Annotated in this window: 17 protein-coding genes; all 17 read right to left on the reverse strand. The window is 33.1% G+C overall.

Going from position 1 to position 16663, the window contains the following annotated elements:
• Positions 1 to 56: 56 nt before the first annotated feature.
• Positions 57 to 665, reverse strand: a complete 609-nt coding sequence (locus IRZ78_RS19885) for a hypothetical protein (RefSeq protein WP_194618183.1) — start codon at positions 663 to 665, stop codon at positions 57 to 59.
• Positions 666 to 746: 81 nt separating this feature from the next.
• Positions 747 to 1034, reverse strand: a complete 288-nt coding sequence (locus IRZ78_RS19890; protein WP_194618184.1) for a hypothetical protein — start codon at positions 1032 to 1034, stop codon at positions 747 to 749.
• The gene (locus IRZ78_RS19895) at positions 1024 to 1230 is read right to left on the reverse strand and encodes a hypothetical protein (protein ID WP_194618185.1); all 207 of its coding nucleotides are present in this window, start codon (positions 1228 to 1230) and stop codon (positions 1024 to 1026) included. Before IRZ78_RS19895 ends, IRZ78_RS19890 begins: the two co-directional genes overlap by 11 nt.
• A 57-nt stretch (positions 1231 to 1287) precedes the next feature.
• Entirely contained in the window at positions 1288 to 1605 is a 318-nt protein-coding gene (locus IRZ78_RS19900; protein WP_194618186.1) for a hypothetical protein, read from the reverse strand.
• Positions 1590 to 2090: a hypothetical protein gene (locus IRZ78_RS19905; RefSeq protein WP_194618187.1), complete on the reverse strand. Its 501-nt coding sequence runs from the start codon at positions 2088 to 2090 to the stop codon at positions 1590 to 1592. The genes IRZ78_RS19900 and IRZ78_RS19905 overlap by 16 nt, the downstream gene beginning before the upstream one ends.
• Before the next feature lie 70 nt (positions 2091 to 2160).
• A complete protein-coding gene (locus IRZ78_RS19910; RefSeq protein WP_194618188.1) occupies positions 2161 to 2700 on the reverse strand; it encodes a hypothetical protein in 540 nt (179 codons plus the stop codon).
• Between the two features lie 10 nt (positions 2701 to 2710).
• Entirely contained in the window at positions 2711 to 4447 is a 1737-nt protein-coding gene (locus IRZ78_RS19915) for a sodium:solute symporter (protein WP_194618189.1), read from the reverse strand.
• Between the two features lie 122 nt (positions 4448 to 4569).
• A complete protein-coding gene (locus IRZ78_RS19920; protein ID WP_194618190.1) occupies positions 4570 to 7101 on the reverse strand; it encodes a PIG-L family deacetylase in 2532 nt (843 codons plus the stop codon).
• Positions 7102 to 7307: 206 nt separating this feature from the next.
• Positions 7308 to 8939, reverse strand: coding sequence for a hypothetical protein (locus IRZ78_RS19925; protein WP_194618191.1), 1632 nt, complete (start codon positions 8937 to 8939; stop codon positions 7308 to 7310).
• A gap of 212 nt (positions 8940 to 9151) precedes the next feature.
• Positions 9152 to 9679, reverse strand: coding sequence for a hypothetical protein (locus IRZ78_RS19930; protein WP_194618192.1), 528 nt, complete (start codon positions 9677 to 9679; stop codon positions 9152 to 9154).
• A 200-nt stretch (positions 9680 to 9879) separates the two neighbouring features.
• On the reverse strand, positions 9880 to 11709 hold the full coding sequence (locus tag IRZ78_RS19935; RefSeq protein ID WP_194618193.1) for a hypothetical protein: 1830 nt from the start codon (positions 11707 to 11709) through the stop codon (positions 9880 to 9882).
• Positions 11710 to 11793: 84 nt separating this feature from the next.
• Positions 11794 to 12894: an AI-2E family transporter gene (locus tag IRZ78_RS19940; RefSeq protein WP_194618194.1), complete on the reverse strand. Its 1101-nt coding sequence runs from the start codon at positions 12892 to 12894 to the stop codon at positions 11794 to 11796.
• A 280-nt stretch (positions 12895 to 13174) separates the two neighbouring features.
• Positions 13175 to 13705 (reverse strand): mechanosensitive ion channel family protein, encoded by a 531-nt coding sequence (locus IRZ78_RS19945; RefSeq protein WP_194618195.1) that lies wholly within the window; start codon positions 13703 to 13705, stop codon positions 13175 to 13177.
• Positions 13706 to 13715: 10 nt separating this feature from the next.
• Complete coding sequence (locus IRZ78_RS19950) at positions 13716 to 14300, reverse strand: Maf-like protein (protein WP_194618196.1); 585 nt, start codon at positions 14298 to 14300, stop codon at positions 13716 to 13718.
• The gene (locus tag IRZ78_RS19955) at positions 14293 to 15219 is read right to left on the reverse strand and encodes a geranylgeranylglycerol-phosphate geranylgeranyltransferase (RefSeq protein WP_194618197.1); all 927 of its coding nucleotides are present in this window, start codon (positions 15217 to 15219) and stop codon (positions 14293 to 14295) included. Before IRZ78_RS19955 ends, IRZ78_RS19950 begins: the two co-directional genes overlap by 8 nt.
• Positions 15220 to 15338: 119 nt before the next feature.
• Complete coding sequence (locus IRZ78_RS19960; protein WP_194618248.1) at positions 15339 to 15866, reverse strand: HAD-IIIA family hydrolase; 528 nt, start codon at positions 15864 to 15866, stop codon at positions 15339 to 15341.
• Positions 15850 to 16611, reverse strand: coding sequence for a Rossmann-like and DUF2520 domain-containing protein (locus tag IRZ78_RS19965; protein WP_194618198.1), 762 nt, complete (start codon positions 16609 to 16611; stop codon positions 15850 to 15852). Before IRZ78_RS19965 ends, IRZ78_RS19960 begins: the two co-directional genes overlap by 17 nt.
• Between the last annotated feature and the right edge of the window lie 52 nt (positions 16612 to 16663).

Below are 16663 nucleotides of genomic sequence, written 5' to 3' on the forward strand. Positions count from 1 at the left end.
ATTTTATAAACTGATTATCAGTTTTTTAAGGAAATATAATCTTTAGATTTAAACCTTTATTTCGAAAGAATTTCAATGTTTAAGCCTTTCTCTATATTTTTTATGGCACCAATTGGCGCAATTTTGATAGATTTATTTCCTTTTTGAACATAAAAATAATAAATACTATTGGAGTTAATGAGGAAAATTTGTTCAGATTCGCCGCTATTGTAGTTTAGTATATTATTGTATTTTAATTTATTCTCTTTTATACTGTGCATAGTCATGTAACCACCCGCAACTCCTGTTCCAACAAAAAATGATAATAATATCAAAGCAAACATTTTAAAAGAAGCAAAAATGTGATATTTATTAATTTCCTCTTCTGATAATTCTTCTGTAGTTTTCAATTCAAATATTTTCTGAAGCGTCTTATTGTCTTTGTTCCTGAGGTATATTTTTGGCAAATAATAATGAAATACAAAAAGCGAAACTATAAAAACCAATGTTATTGGGTTTGAAGTGAACTCTGCAATTGGACTAATTAAGATATCCATAATAGTTGAGTATTTCAGAATGTTTATTCCTAGTTGGTAGTTAAAAATACTCTCCTTAAGTATTCCTAATATTACAAGGTAAAGGTAACCTAGCGGAAGTAATTTTTGTATTTCCTCTGAATATTTCATTTATATAGTTTTGTTTTGGCGAATACTAAAATAGTACTTTTTTATTATAAATATCCAATAGATGAATTGCAAAGAAAATTATTATCTGTTTTGATAGACTAATGTTCTGGTTTGCTTGTTTACAATTTCAGCGGCTTTACTTAGAAATACCGGATTTGTGCATTCTCCATAGCTGATATAAACGATGTGATCGTCATCATCGAGGTTTTGGTTTCTCTTTTGGGCTTCGATAGAACTGTCCATTCCCATAATTAATATAACTGGAGTTTTTTCGTGATAGAGTTGTGTCGCAATTCCTATCAAGCGGTTTTTGCCCATTTGTTGAATTTCTTTATCCTGGTATGCCAAAAGCATCATATCAATATGCAAGAGAACAAAGTTTCACATTTTTAAAAGCAGTATATTTTTCTAAAACCTTAGAACCTTGATTCAGATTCTCAAAACATTTTGTGTAAAGCTGAGCCGAAATCGAATTATCTTCAATTTTTATACTCTCATCCTCATTTTGACTTTTGGCCTGAAAGCTTAAAATTAATAATAGCAAGGATAGAAATTTTGCAATCATGGTCTTAAAATTTAATTCTAAAAAGGAGAAGCTTCAACTCTTGATTTATATTATATTTTAATACTTTTTCTGGTTTCTTTTTCGAATTAAAAAAAGAATCAAAGTAATAATTAAAGCAGTCAGAAAAACATAAAACCTAAGATTGGTACTTATTGTTCCGCCTTCATTATCCCAGGGAGGACCTAATGTAATTGTAGTTAGAATCGCTTCAACGAAACCAATAAGTATTCTGCCGAATATTCCGCCTATTCCTTCTCCACAATCTTTGCAGATAGAAAATCCATAAATAAATCCGGTTAAAGGAAAAGAAAGTAAAACTCCAATAATGGCAGAAGTAAATAAAATCCTTCTGTCTGTTGTTATCTTTTTTTCCATGAATTTAATTTTGCTTTAATTCTTGTAAAATCTATAATTGAAGTAAATTGCCTTTTTTTAAGCCAAAATTTTTCGCCCTCCCTATAACCAATAGGAAACGTTGGACTTTTAATTCCAAATGGCGGAAATCCATCATCATAATAATAGTATTCTTCTTTATTTTCAGAATATCTTCCAGCGCATAGAAGATTAAAAGTTGTACTTTTTCTACTTGATTTAACAACACTTATATTGATCCAAACGGGAATTTTGTTCTTTCGATAAAGTAAATCTACAACTTCATTATCGGTTAAATTTAACTTTATAATTCCCTCATCTTCAGGATAAAAATCAAATTGATCAACATTTCCGTAAATATTGGGTGGAGTAAAAATTATATTGTATTTGAAATCAGTAGTTAATTTATCCTTGACATAACGCTCTGCAAATTTCAGGGAAACCAAACTGGCTCCTTGCAAATGAAATAAAAATTCTTGTTGTGTCATGAATATATTTAAATCAGAATTAACTATTTATTTTTATCTAACCACTTTCAAAAAAAGATGAGCGCTAACTTTATTTTGCCTTAGATTGTTCAATTTTATTACCCAAATAAATACATAAACAACCAAAAATGAGTAAAATAAATAATAATTCTTGAGCTCTTGATCGGTTAGTTTCAAAATTGAACTCTGTTCTTCCGTCGATATCGATTCTAAAAACTTCGGGCTCAACTTGATTCTTGTCCCATCTTTTTATCCATACAACAACTTTATCTGAACCTTTTAAATAGGATTCTATTTTATCATTTTCAGTATATCCATTATATAAGGGATTGGCAGAACCTCCAGATAGAATAAAGGATTTGTTAAATTCATTAAGAGAGAAAACTAAAGTTGAAAATCTACCATAAGTTTCATGTCCATATTTATCTTTACTTGTACTGATACCCTCTGAGTAGTTTGTTGCCTTAATAGTTCCTTCAAGAGGAATTAGCATACTTATATGTGTTATTGCAATTGGAGCGAAAATATATATACCTATCAAAATTGTTCCTAGACCCAAAAAGGATAATTTATTTTGATAAAATATTCTACGTTTAAAAAGTGCTGTCATTATTCTCTAATTACTCCAAAACCACACTATCAGATTCTTTTTCTCCTCTAAAAAAAGCAATCTGCATAAACAGTGCTAATATTATAGTCAAAATAGCTCCAATAAAATTCAGCCATAAATAGCCTAATTTTTCCTGACCGCTTGGATGTATGGCAATCATAAAATAATAGATAACAAAGATGGTTATCTGGCTAATGATAGCACTAATAAACATCGCTTTTGCCTTTACACGACGCAGATAGAATCCAACTAAAAAGATTCCTAAAACGGTTCCGTAGAAAATAGAACCAATGATATTAACCAACTGAATTAAATTCTCGAACAAAGTTCCCACACAGGCAAATAATATGGCAACAACACCCCAGAATAAGGTGAAAAATTTGGTTGCGTTTAGATAATGCTTTTCAGATTTTACGCTTCTTAAATTTCGTTTATAAATATCAATTGCTGTTGTAGAAGCCAAAGCATTTAATCCCGAAGCCGTTGATGACATTGCCGCCGAAAGAATTACGGCCAATAATAAACCAATAAGTCCTTTAGGTAAATAATTGAGGATAAAATGGAAAAACACATAATCCTTGTCGTTGGTTTCACTGGCAGGATCGGCTCTTGAAATTATTTCTTTGGCACGATCACGCAAATCTTTTTCCTTGTTAGATAAAGTTACCAGTTCTTTTCGTAAAATAGGGTTATCAAAATCCTGGTTCAACTGGTCGATGTACAATAAATTAATTACCTTTTTATCTTCTGAAAGGGTGACTAATTTTTTCTCTAAAGCATGATACTCTTCTTTATAAGCTGATTTTTCAATGACAATTTTATTATTCGGATTAAAATTCAATGGAACAGGATTGAACTGAAAAAACACAAAAACCATAACTCCGGTCAACAGAATAAAAAATTGCATCGGCACTTTAAGAAGTCCGTTCATGATTAATCCCATCTGGCTTTCGCGAACTGATTTTCCGGATAAATAACGTCCAACCTGAGACTGATCAGTTCCAAAATAGGCGAGGGCAAGGAAAAAACCACCCGTGATTCCGCTCCAGAAAGTATATTTTTCTTCCGGATTAAAAGAAAAATCAACAATATTCATTTTGTCATTAGCACCCGCAATATGCAATGCGCTTGTAAAAGTCATATCGTTTGGCAGGTAATGTAAAATCAGGAAAAATGTAATAAACATTCCCGACATAATCACAAACATTTGCTGTTTCTGTGTTACGTTTACCGCTTTTGTTCCGCCTGAGAATGTATAAATGATTACCAGAACACCTATAATAATATTCATTAAAGTCAAATTCCAACCCAAAAGTGCCGACAAAATAATGGCAGGAGCATAGATAGTCAGTCCGGTTCCTAAACCTCTCTGAACCAAAAATAAAATAGCAGCTAATGATCGTGTTTTAAGGTCAAATCGTTTCTCAAGAAATTCATAAGCCGTAAAGACTTTATTTTTATGATATAACGGAATAAAAGTGACGCAAATTACGATCATGGCAATTGGCAATCCAAAATAGAATTGCACAAAACCCATTCCGTCATGATATGCCTGTCCCGGAGTCGATAAAAAGGTAATAGCGCTGGCCTGTGTTGCCATAACTGATAATCCAACGGTATACCAGGGAGTTTCGTTGTTGCCCAGAATAAAATCCTCGACGGTTTTACTTCCTCTGGTTTTCCAGGAGCCGTACCCAACAATAAATAAAAGCGTGACGATAAGTACGATCCAATCAAATAGTTGCATAGGTTATGAGTATAATTGCATGATTAAGAAAAAAATCACAATGTAAATAGCATTGGCCACCAAAACATAGGTGTAGCTTTTTTTCCATTTTTTAGTTTTTTTAGCTTCCATATTTTGAATGTTTATTTCTTTATTTCTTGTTTAGGAGCTTCTACAGGCTGTTTTAGCGAAATCATGTTCGATAGCAATCTATACGCTCCGGCAACACCTTCGGGTAATTCTCTAAAAAAGCTCAGACCGGTGTAAATATAGTATCCTTTTCCGTAAGGCGCTACCAGTAACGCGCCGTTTTTAGGAGATTCGCCTTTGTCATGCGATGATATAATAGGAGTGAAGGCAGGATCATATTGATCCGGATAATACAAACCTTGTTCTTGTGTCCAACCTTCGAAATCCTTTGAATTGATTTTGTTGGGTGTATTCAAAATAGGGTGATTAGGCGCCAGAAAAGTCACTTTAGCATTTTCTTCGGTCACACGATCGTTTGAAATTTTTAACGGATACGGTGCAATCTGATCGGTTACGGTTTTGCCATACGTATTGTATTGTACGATCATGTTTTTACCGCTTTTTACAAAATTGAAAAGTATGTTTTGTTTGTTGGCCAAAGCATTGACAGTATTATATGCACGAACTCCGGTAATAACGACATTAAACGAATCCAGCTTTTCGGGTGTGATTTCTTCGGGTTTAATAATCGTAACCTTATACCCCATTTGAGCCAGACTTTCAGGAACTTCGTCACCTGCACCCATAATATAGGCAATAGCATCACCGTTTGTTTTTAAGTCAATTCGAATGCATTTTGATTCAGCTGGTTTCAAAACCATTTGCTTGGTAATGTGGCTGTAATCAATAATAGTCAGATCTTTGTCAAAACGTTTATTATCAACAGTAGCAATGCTTTTTGCAACAGCTTGCTCCGGGTTTACAGGTGGTGTTACTTCAAAATAAAATATCTGTTCGTTTCCTTTTTTATCCAGACTAAAAGCAATTTCTTTTGGAGAAACATTCCAGCTTTTAGGCAATTCCAGTTGTAGTTTTCCTTTAATTCCGTCTTTTCCTGCACGTACTTTTACAGGAATCATTTTGCTTTTTACAGATCCAAAAATTAGAACTTTTTCTAAAACTGAAGTAGTAACTTCAGGAACGATATCAAGGAAATTATACATTTCGCCTTTTACACCATCGTTATATTTGTAAACAACAGTACGTTCAAACGGAATTTCAATACCAGTTATTTTAACATTAAAAACTACTTTCACCTGTCTGATAATATCCGGAATACCAATATTTTCCTGATTCGAAACCGTGTACATTCCTACAGTTGCTTTTTCTTTTAACCAGTAGGGCTGAGTGTATTCGATATTGTTAGGAAGCTGAATTTGTAAATTTAATTTTTGATCGTTATTGTTATTTAATACTATATTTTGAGCAGTGCTTTTATTATCCGGTAAAGAAATTACGCTAACCAATTGCATATCTACAGGAGATCTGTTAATAGCTTCAAGGCTTAATCTAATGGTACTTCCCGGAGTTGCTTCCTGCTCGCTGGCAACAGCCTCAAGATATAATCCTGAACAAGATGCAATTATATTTTTTATGGCTGCAGATTTTAAAGATTTCCAATGATCATCTTCTAAAGCTTCGATCATTTTGTAGGCTTTAACCAAATCCGGAATACTGGCTGACGGATTACTGAAATCATATTTTGCAATAATACTGGTAATCAAATCACCAACTGGTTTTCCGTTTTTAACACGATTCCATGAAGTGTCGATCCCATCAAATAAATTGTCACGATCTTTTGGATTATCACCGTTTATAAGTTCTAAATATTCCATTTCCTGACCTCTTGCACCAGTGCTTCCAAAACCTTGCGATTGGTGTCGGCTTCGGCTCAAAGCAGCAATTTCCTGATTCGATTTCCCTATTCCGTTATAATAAACTCCTGTTTCTAATTTGGTAAATTTTGATTTATTAGCGGCGTCAAATTTTTCCTGACTGCCATAAAACCACCAAGACGGATTAAAAAACTGACGTTTTACCTGCCATGGTTTTACATATTTTAATTGTTCCGGATATATTTTCGGGTCGTTTGTAAGCTTAAAACTTTCAACGCTCAATATTGCCGACGATGTATGATGTCCGTGGGTCGTACCAGGAGAGCGATGATCAAATCTATTGATGATGACGTCTGGTTGAAATTTTCTAATGGTCCATACTACATCAGCCAGTACTTTATCTTTGTCCCAAATTTCTAAAGTTTCAGTAGGATTTTTTGAATAGCCAAAATCATTTGCTCGTGAGAAAAACTGCTCACCGCCATCTATTTTTCTGGCTTCGATTAATTCCTGAGTTCTAATAACGCCTAATAATTCACGCAATTGCGGTCCAATTAAATTCTGACCTCCATCACCGCGTGTTAAAGACAAATAACCGGTTCTGGCATTCATTTCATTTGCCATATATGAAATTAAGCGGGTATTTTCGTCGTCAGGATGGGCAGCCAAATACAAAACAGAACCTAAAAAATTCAGTTTTTTGATTTGATGGTAAATTTCGACAGAACTTGGTTTTTGTGGTTGTTGTGCAAAAGAAATGGAAATCCCTGTTAAAAAAATAAAAAGAATTTGAATCTGAATTTTTCGCATAGCGTAGTTAAATGGTTTGAAATAGCTTCAAAAATACTAATTATATTTTTGAACAGTATTTAAATGAAATGTTAATGTTTGGTTATTGATTTCCTTTTTTAAGAAAATTGATTCAAAAAAAAAGCTGTCAGATCAAATCTAACAGCTTTTAAGAGAATTAATATATAAACTTATATCATCGTTATTCTAAAACAATACCGAAACAATTATTTCAATTTGTTTTCTGTGTCTTTATAAGTTCCTGTAATGGATACATTACTGTTTTTAGTCACTTTTCCGTAAATGGTAATAGACGAATCATTTCCTATAAAGTTAATTTTTGCACCGCTATTCAATCTTAAGTCCCCCCAGATTACAACCGTTCCTTCAATTTGCAATACAGCGTTACTGTTTATGATTAACTCAGTTGGATTTTGTTGTTGGTATTTTCCTTGTGCCAAAGTTCCTCTCATATTAAAAGTTCCTCCACTGTTTAAAGTCAAACCATTTTGAACTGTAATTGAACCACAATGTGTTAGTATCGCACCAGAATTCACCATAGCAGAACTGATTGCTGTAGAACCTGAGTATGATTTTATTTCATTTGAATTTAAGATCAAATTTTGCCCCTGATTATATACACTGTAGTCTGAACATCCAGCAAAAACAGTATTTGGTTTTTCCATCTTGATGATTTTCAAACCGCCTTTTCCGCTTGCCACATAAATAAAATCACCACTTGATTTTACATAGTTTGATGAACCTACAATATTTACTGTTCCTAATAAATTCAATTGAAAACCGGTTTTGTAAACGTTTAAACCCGCTGCACCATTGGCAACAAATGCGTAACCATCATTTACAGAAACTGCATTGGTTACATTTTCCTCACCAGCAACAGCCAGTGCAATAGTCTGTAATTTAGAGCCGCTATTGATATCATAAACTCCTAAACCATTGTATCCTTCAGATACTAAAAGTTTTGTACCATCAAGATCCATTGTTCTTTTTGCTCCGCTAACATCTGTAGATGTTGTAAAGCTTTTTTGCAATGCAAGAGTAGATTCATTGTAAATATTCACGCCCTTTGTACCGCTTAAAGTAACAATTTTGTCTCCGCTAATTGCTATAGAACGTAAATCTTCCAGGGTCGCTTTTGCAGTTACTGCTTTGGTCGAACTATTTATTTTAAATAAACTTCCCTGATCTCCTGTTGTAGCAAAATATGAATTTGAGTTTGATGCAACATCAGTAGTAACTTTTCCTTCAAGATTTGTAATCGTATATTTATCTGTAAGCATTCCAGAACTCAATTGCATTGTAATTACAATTGAAGGATTTGTTACTGCAGCATTTTTATCAATATCAGTTGCTGCGGCAATAATCAAATTTCCGTTTGAGTAGGTTAGGGATGTAATATCAGTATTGGCAATTAATGCCGATGTAATTAGTTTAGGTTTATAAGGATCAGTAACATCAATAACATCAATAGCTCCTGAATAAACTTCTCCGCTCATTGTATATGCTACATAAGCATAGTTTCCGTTTACGGCAACATGATTTGCCTGTAAAGTTTTTCCGTTGCTGTCTGTTGGCGGATTTACTTCTGCAATTTGTACTAATGGTAAACTGTTTGTTGATGATTCAGCACTTTTTGCAAATTTTCCAGCTGAAAGACCCGTGATAGAAAGTACTCCAGAATTTGTATAATCCAGTCTTTTACTTAAAGAGGTAATATCGTTATTGATTTCGATAGCATTATCTTTTGCCTGATTGTCAATATTTGAGTCATCATTGCTTGTACAAAATGTAAAAAGCGACATTGCTATAAATGAAAATAAATAAACTCCTTTTCTCATGGTATTCTTTAAATTAAATTTTTTGCAAATATACACCATAAAAACAGTAAAATAAGATATTTGTTAGGAATAGTTTAACTCAACTATTTGTTTTATAGTATTTTATGTTAAATGCGCAATGATTCAACTATTTTGTAGTTAAAATTTAAACAAAAAAAGAGAGTATCATGAATTTGATACTCTCTTATATTGAAAATTAACTATTTAGCAAATTATCTTCTTCCAGGACCTCCATGTCCGTGATCATCATCATGTCTGTCGTGCTTGTCGTGATGTCTGTCGTGCTTGTCGTGGTTTCTGTTATCATGATGTCTGTAATCTCTACGATCATTACGACGATCATTATAACCGTAAACTTCTCTTGGTCTGTAAGGTCTTTGAGGTGCACCGTGATATCCTTTATAGTATTTTACTCTGTGACGATCAAAGTAAGTGTAAGGAGTTCTTCCGTGATAGTCGGTTAAAACTACTTTATATCCTCCGTATAAATCATAATTTCTATACTGTCTTGGTAAGTAAGTTGTTCTAACCCATCTTCCTCCTCCAAAATAAATAAACTGAGAGGCTCTTACATCATAATACGCTTCAATGTCTGGTAAATAATAATATTCCATTTCTGCATATCCTGCAGGACCCCAGGCAGGAGGTGATCCTATATTAACATTTATTGATACCTGAGCTTGTGTGGCGCTTGCAACCATCAGAAATAAACCTACGATTGCTATTTTTATTGTTTTCATTTTTTTTTAGTTTTAATGTTAATGTTATTCCTGTTTAGGGATATTCATATACTGTGCCAAAAATGAAAACAAAATGTATTTGGTCGAATAAAAACAGCATTTTAACGAGCAATATTTACTTATTTATTTTGTAACGTTTTGATTTATAAAACGTTTTCGTGAATTTAAAATTTTAAAAAAAAACAGCAAGAGAATTTCAATTATCTGTATTCGACAGCCCTTGGTTTAGCAAGCTCAAAGTTTTGCAGGCCATAATCTGTAGTTTCAAAAGTATTTGTTTTAAATACATTATCTCCCTGATAAGGAATAGTAGGGTAGTAGGAAATTGAAAGCTGAAATGAACTAAATACTAAATAGTCATTACTGATCAATAACCCCAAGGTAATTTTTTGATATGCTTTATTTCTTCCCATGGCATCATTAGGGCTTCCTAATACAGCGATCGAATAATTAAAAAACGGATTCATACGAAATCCCCAAAGAGCATGAGGGGAATAGGTTTGGGTCTGAAGTGACAAAACCATTTTATTTGTTCCGTATATCGCACTGTTAAATCCTGCCAGACCATTTTGTTCATTAATATTCAATTGATCTCCAATAATATCTTCACGGTTTGCACCTATAACAAACTTAGGATTAATAAATTGTCTTAGTTTCCAATTGCCAATCTTATAAAGCTTGGTAAAATAGTTACTTTCGATCAAAAATGCCGTTTGATAGGTTTTAGATTGATGGAAGAAAGTTCCGGCTTCAAAATTTATACTTAGAAATCCCCATTTGTAATAATTTCCAAACGAAAATTGTCCACCAACATAAGGCCGCCAAAAAGTATTTTTATATTGATATCCAAAAGTAACTCCATAAATCCTTCCAATAGGAACATCTTCGACCTGTCCGTTTCTAAAGAGATAGGTTTCTTTTATAAATTTACGTCGGTTAAGTCCAATTCCGGTCAGGATGAATTTTTCGTCTGAATAAAAATTGGCTGGATCGTAAAGAGGAGAAGGGCTTTCTTTATAATTAATATTAAGGAAGCGCGCGGAAGCTACCAAATTTGTGATTCCGTTTTCGTCTTCAAATACTTTAGAGGCATGTCCTACCCATAAATCCTGAAAATTATTTTTAAAGGGCTGAAACGCATACGAACTATCCGGCGCCTGCAATGAATCTCTTCTAAAAATTTGTCCTACATAAGCACCACCTGCCCATTTGGTAAGAGGAGAATAAAAGAGCCGTTCGATATTGATACTTTTAGTATAATTATTGTCCAGATCCATATTGTAATGCAATACAGCACCAATGTAGGTATTCTTGATGTTTGGTACGGTGTAAGTGACATCATTACCATTACTTCCGTCATCAAAACGATTTGTAAAACGGTATTCGAGTTGTTGGCCCGATCCAAAGAAGTCTTTTTCTTTTACCCCAACAGAAACACGATTACTAGATATTGAGAATTTTGGAATGGTACTCCAGGAATCCAGAACTCGAATAGTAACATCTACAGAATCTGCTGCTACACCTGCTACTTTGTTTGTGACCCTTACGGCAGAAACGTATCTTTGAGAACGTATTAAACGTTCCGATTCCTGTACTTTGTAAGTGTCGTAAGGAGTGTTTCTTTTGAATAATAATAAGTTATAAATCGCTATTTTTTTTGTTTTAAGATGCAATCTGTTTCCTGTTCTTTCTCCCCAATTTCTGGGCATTTGAGTGGTATCGGTAATAGAATGCCCAAAAGGGTCTAAAGTTTCAATATTAATCTTTCTAATAATTTTACCATTAAAATTGGTTGTGTCATTTTGAACCAAAATCGGTTCTTTCTTTTTGGTTTTAGCCGACCTGAACAATAGTTTATGAAGTGTCTTAGTAAATTTATTTCTCTTAGAATAATTTTTAATTTTAGTATACACCTCGGTACTATCCTTTTTGCCGTTTGAATCTTTCTTTGGCTTATCAACCTGACCATAGGCACTTTGTAAACAAAAGCACAAGAGAATAAAAACTATTATTTTAGCGTTTATGGACATTAGATAATCAGACGGGCTTAAAAGTTATTTTTTGATATGAATATAGTAAATTAATAAGACTATTTTGTAAAAACGCGATACTATTTAGTTTTGTGCTTTTACTTTTCGAATTCTCCAGGTGAATTTTCTGGGCATATGATTGCCCATTAAGTAGCCCCAGGGTTCTAACGAATCGATTCTGTCAAATATAATTTTTAAAATAGCCAAAAGAGGAATCGCTAAAAACATTCCCGATATTCCTGCTGCAGCGCCACCGACAATTATTCCTATGATGGAAACAAAAGCATTGATTTCGACTTTAGAGTTAATGATTAAAGGCACTAATAAGTTATTATCTATCAACTGAACAATTATATTCACAATTAAAATGCCTAAGATTATTGAGGTATCTGCAGAACCTGTTAAAGAGGCTAGAACGGTAATAATACCAGCAATTAAAATACCTATATAAGGAATAAGATTTAAGATTCCGGTGATTAATCCCAATAAAATAAAATACTTGATTCCGATAATCCAAAGTCCTAAAGCCGTCAATACAGACACGACTATCATTTCGAAGATTAAGCTAACAATATAATTATTTATAGAAACTTTAATTTGCGATAAGATATCTTTCAATCTTTCGTGATCATCCTTGTTGACCAATTTTGCTAAGAACAAAATAAAATGATCTTTATATAATAAGAATAAAAAAGTATAAATAGGGATAATGGTACAGTCTACAAGTAGGTCAGTTATAGATACTAATGCAGATCCTATAGTTGCTTTTCCGTTTTGTACAGAATCTTTTGCAACGGTATCAATATATTTTTTCTGTTCGCCAATGCTTACATGAAAATTGTCTTTTACAAATTTATGAATATCTGTTATAAAGGCGTTTGCATTCTTTTTTATAGTGTCAAAATCATTCGCAATATCGCTAACCTGATAGGATATAAAGATTAGTATACCTACAATGAATGCAGCAAAAATTAAAATACAACATGCCGCAGCAAGATGTCTGGGAAATTTTAATCGTGTGTGCAAAAAGGTAAAAACCGGCACTAATAATACCGAGAATAAAAAAGCCATTAAGACGGGAGTAATAATGTCTTTTCCGGCGCAAAAAATAAAAGCAAAAGATATAAAGCTAACTAATATAAAAGCAAGTTTAGCATAAAACGGTAATTTTATGGTGCGAATCATTGTGTTTTGGTGATTTAGTAAAACTAGAATTTGGTAAAACAAATATTATATTTTATTTAAAAAATATCGTTTTAGCTTTTTCTTAATAGTTTATAAAATTCCCATTCAAATTTTTATTTTTCGCCACGAATTGCACAAATTATCACAAATTTTCTTTTGTGTTTGCTTTAAATGCTTTAAAACTTTGCGAACTTTTTCTGAAATTTTCAGCTCAAAAAGCTTTGTGAGCTTTGCGTAAATCTTTGCGGACTTTGCGGTAAAATTTTGTCCTAGATAAGTTTTAATCAAAAAACTCTTTTTCTTCGTAATGTGCCGGCATTATTGAGATACCTTTTTGAAGTAATAAATTATTAGGGAAAATAATTTTTTCACCTTCTTTTGTTTTTAGATTAACATGAAAAGCACTAATATCTTCGATTTCAGCTTCTATAGGGAAATCTTTATCATGAATTTTGATGGTGTCTCCAATTCTGAAAGGGAAGGAGAAAAACAATATCATTCCTGAAGTAATATTACTTAAAATAGACCATTGCGCAAACATAGCCACTCCAATAACAGTAGCAATTGAAGAAACGGTTATAAAAATATCTTTGGTCTCAACTCCCCAAATTACAATTAAACTTATCGTTACCAGTATATTCATTAAAATATGGATATACTTGATAACCAGATTAGTTCGGTGTTCTAATAAGTGACTTGTACTGGCGTAACGGCGAATTAATTTTGCAATAATTACTCTTAACGCTACTAAAGCGAAAAGAATAATTATGGTGCTGAAAATCTCCTGACTATATTCTTTAAAAGAAAACATAAATTTTTTTTTACACTAAAGTACTCAAATATTCGTAAACTTTAGCTGTTGGTAAGCCCATAACATTGGTATAAGAGCCTTCGACTTTTGCAACTGCCATAAAACCAAACCATTCCTGAATGCCGTAAGCACCGGCTTTGTCATAAGGTTTATAGTTTTCGATGTAATACAAAATTGCTTCATCTGACAAATCTTTGAACGTTACTTTTGTCACATCATTTATTACAGTAGAAGTAAAGCCAGTTCTAAAACATACCGATGTAAAAACTTCATGCGTGTCGTTTGACATTGATTTGATCATTTCAAAAGCTTCCTGGGCATTTTTTGGTTTTCCTAAAGCTTTATCCTGATGCCACACTATTGTATCGCTGGTAATCAGAATTTCATTCTCCTTTAGTTCTCCATCAAATGCACTTGCTTTTAATGCCGCCAAATAATCAGTGATTTCAACTGCTTTTAATTCCAGAGGATAAATTTCTTCAATTTCTTTTAATCTTATTTCGAAATCAAGATCCAAATCCTTAAAAAACTGTTGTCTGCGTGGTGAGCCCGAAGCCAAGATTAAAGTATATTTTTTTAGTTTTTCTTTAAGCATTGTATTTGATATTTAGGGTAATAATTAGAATGGATAAAATTCCGAAGAACAAAATGAGTTTTAAAACGGTACTCAAATGATGATAATCTTTATTAGATTTTGCGGAAATGATTTTTACAATAAAGTATAAAAGCGGCGCCAGAACAAAAGCAAAGGCATAAAATGTTGCGATGAAAAGATTGTTCTGAAAAAAATACATATTGACATAAAGCAGACATAATATAAAAGCAATAACTGCAAAACCGACTGCAATTTTTGCAGCGCGACTAATACCAATTGCAATAGGTAATGTATTCATTCCTTGATTGTAATCGCCATTTACATCTTCGATATCTTTAACAATTTCACGAATAAAATTAATCATAAAAGCAAACAAAGCATAATCTGTCAGTATAGAAAAAAAACTGGCCATCTGCGCCTGATTTTCAGCATTAGTTGCCGGAAAAAGATCAAAAACGCCAATTATTACAACACTTGCAGAAAGTAGCAATGCTACAACAAAATTCCCTAGAATCATGATTTGTTTTAAGGTTGTGGCATAGAAATAAAGCAACGATGCGATCAAAATAAACAGCGAAGCAAAACCAGGCCTTAAAATGATATTAGATAAAACAAAACCCAGAGCAACCCCAGTAATATTAAGTCCGATATAAATATTATACGCAGCAGTTTCTGAGATGCCTTTGCCAATAACAACATCCTTAGGTTTATTGATGGTATCTGTTGCCACATCATATATATTGTTAATTACATAACCGGCTGCGGCCAATAAAACGGTACTCAAAACCAGTAATCCGTATTGCCAGTCGCTAAGGGCTAATGGAATATTTTGCTGTTTTAAAAAAGCATAACGAAATAATACCTGCATAAAAGCAAGCATCAGTAGGTTCTTATATCGAATGAGTTTGAGGAATTTCATTTTTTTTTAAGTTACAAAGGTTCAAAGAGGCAGAGGGACTAAGGTTTTCTTCATTTCAAGTTCACGTCATTCCAAACCTGAATACTGAAACAATTTGTTACTGAGACTGAGACTGAAAACTAATCATGTTTCCCATTAAAATATTCCATCCATTTTCCCTGCACTTTCATCACTTGTTCGATTACATCTCTTACAGCACCTTTTCCGCCTTTTACGTGCGACACATAACGGCAAATATTTTTGATTTCAGGACTTGCATCCTGCGGACAGGTTGGTAAACCTACTAATTTCATAACATGAAAATCAGGAATATCATCACCCATATATAATACCTGTTCAGGCTTAATATTATAGGTTTCGGTGTATTCTTTAAAAGTGGATACTTTATCAGGAGCTCCTAAATGAATGTCTTTAATTCCAAGATTATGCAAACGAACACGAACGCCTTCATTGCTTCCGCCAGAAATAATACAAACATTATAACCACTTTCTACAGCTGCTTTCATAGCATAACCGTCACGAATATTCATCGTTCGGAGTATTTCTCCTTCATTGGTTACAAAAACCGAACTGTCTGTAAGTACGCCATCAACATCAAAAACAAAAGTAGTGATGTCGTTCATTATTTCTTTAAAGTGCTTGTCTATCATCTTGAATAGATTGTGTTATAAGTTTATAGATATTTTTTTGATTTTCACTGGTTAAGTACGCCAAATGCGCATCAATTGTAACCGAATCATTCCGTTTTGCAGGCCCTGTTTGCGCATCGACAGGATTTAAAGTATTGATCTTTTCGGCGGTTTCCTGTATCAATGGTCTTAAAATTTCGAAAGGAACCTGATGTTCCTCACAAATTTCCTGTCCTATATGATATAAGTGATTCGTAAAATTATTTACAAAAACAGCCGCAACGTGCAACGCTTTTCTTTGGTCTGAATTAATAGCAAAAACAGCATTCGAAACACTTTTGGCAACGGTTTCTAAAACACGAAAGTCAAAAGTATTTTCAGCTTCTAAACAAAGCGGAATGATAGAAAAATCAATCTCTTTGTTTTTAGAAAATGTTTGAAGCGGGTAGAAAACACCCTTTCTGTTTTTTGCATCCAGAACATCAAGAGAAGCAGCACCGGAAGTATGAACAACGATTCGGTTGTGAAAAGGCAGTTGTCTCGAAACATCTGCAATAGCCTTGTCTGAAACGGCAATAATGTACAAATCACTTTCCTGTAATTCTTCAAAATCACTTGTAATTTTATCAAATTCAATGAGAGAACTTAAGGTTTCTTTTTTTCTTGAATATACCTGTACAATTTCTACAAGTTCACTTTTGGTGAAAGCTTTTATCAAATGTTGGGCAACATTTCCTGAACCAATTATTGTTATTCGAGTCATAGCGCAAAATTAGCATTATTTTTTTTAAAGAAAATAGCCAAAACTGAGTTTA

The organism is Flavobacterium sp. CSZ (assembly GCF_015350725.1).
Lineage (GTDB): Bacteria > Bacteroidota > Bacteroidia > Flavobacteriales > Flavobacteriaceae > Flavobacterium.

Bases quoted from the DNA above. Each gene is read 5' to 3' on its own strand.
- IRZ78_RS19885 (WP_194618183.1), bottom strand. From the start codon at position 665: ATGAAATATTCAGAGGAAATACAAAAATTACTTCCGCTAGGTTACCTT.
- IRZ78_RS19895 (WP_194618185.1), bottom strand. From the start codon at position 1,230: ATGATTGCAAAATTTCTATCCTTGCTATTATTAATTTTAAGCTTTCAG.
- IRZ78_RS19900 (WP_194618186.1), bottom strand. From the start codon at position 1,605: ATGGAAAAAAAGATAACAACAGACAGAAGGATTTTATTTACTTCTGCC.
- IRZ78_RS19905 (WP_194618187.1), bottom strand. From the start codon at position 2,090: ATGACACAACAAGAATTTTTATTTCATTTGCAAGGAGCCAGTTTGGTT.
- IRZ78_RS19910 (WP_194618188.1), bottom strand. From the start codon at position 2,700: ATGACAGCACTTTTTAAACGTAGAATATTTTATCAAAATAAATTATCC.
- IRZ78_RS19915 (WP_194618189.1), bottom strand. From the start codon at position 4,447: ATGCAACTATTTGATTGGATCGTACTTATCGTCACGCTTTTATTTATT.
- IRZ78_RS19920 (WP_194618190.1), bottom strand. From the start codon at position 7,101: ATGCGAAAAATTCAGATTCAAATTCTTTTTATTTTTTTAACAGGGATT.
- IRZ78_RS19925 (WP_194618191.1), bottom strand. From the start codon at position 8,939: ATGAGAAAAGGAGTTTATTTATTTTCATTTATAGCAATGTCGCTTTTT.
- IRZ78_RS19930 (WP_194618192.1), bottom strand. From the start codon at position 9,679: ATGAAAACAATAAAAATAGCAATCGTAGGTTTATTTCTGATGGTTGCA.
- IRZ78_RS19935 (WP_194618193.1), bottom strand. From the start codon at position 11,709: ATGTCCATAAACGCTAAAATAATAGTTTTTATTCTCTTGTGCTTTTGT.
- IRZ78_RS19940 (WP_194618194.1), bottom strand. From the start codon at position 12,894: ATGATTCGCACCATAAAATTACCGTTTTATGCTAAACTTGCTTTTATA.
- IRZ78_RS19945 (WP_194618195.1), bottom strand. From the start codon at position 13,705: ATGTTTTCTTTTAAAGAATATAGTCAGGAGATTTTCAGCACCATAATT.
- IRZ78_RS19950 (WP_194618196.1), bottom strand. From the start codon at position 14,300: ATGCTTAAAGAAAAACTAAAAAAATATACTTTAATCTTGGCTTCGGGC.
- IRZ78_RS19955 (WP_194618197.1), bottom strand. From the start codon at position 15,219: ATGAAATTCCTCAAACTCATTCGATATAAGAACCTACTGATGCTTGCT.
- IRZ78_RS19965 (WP_194618198.1), bottom strand. From the start codon at position 16,611: ATGACTCGAATAACAATAATTGGTTCAGGAAATGTTGCCCAACATTTG.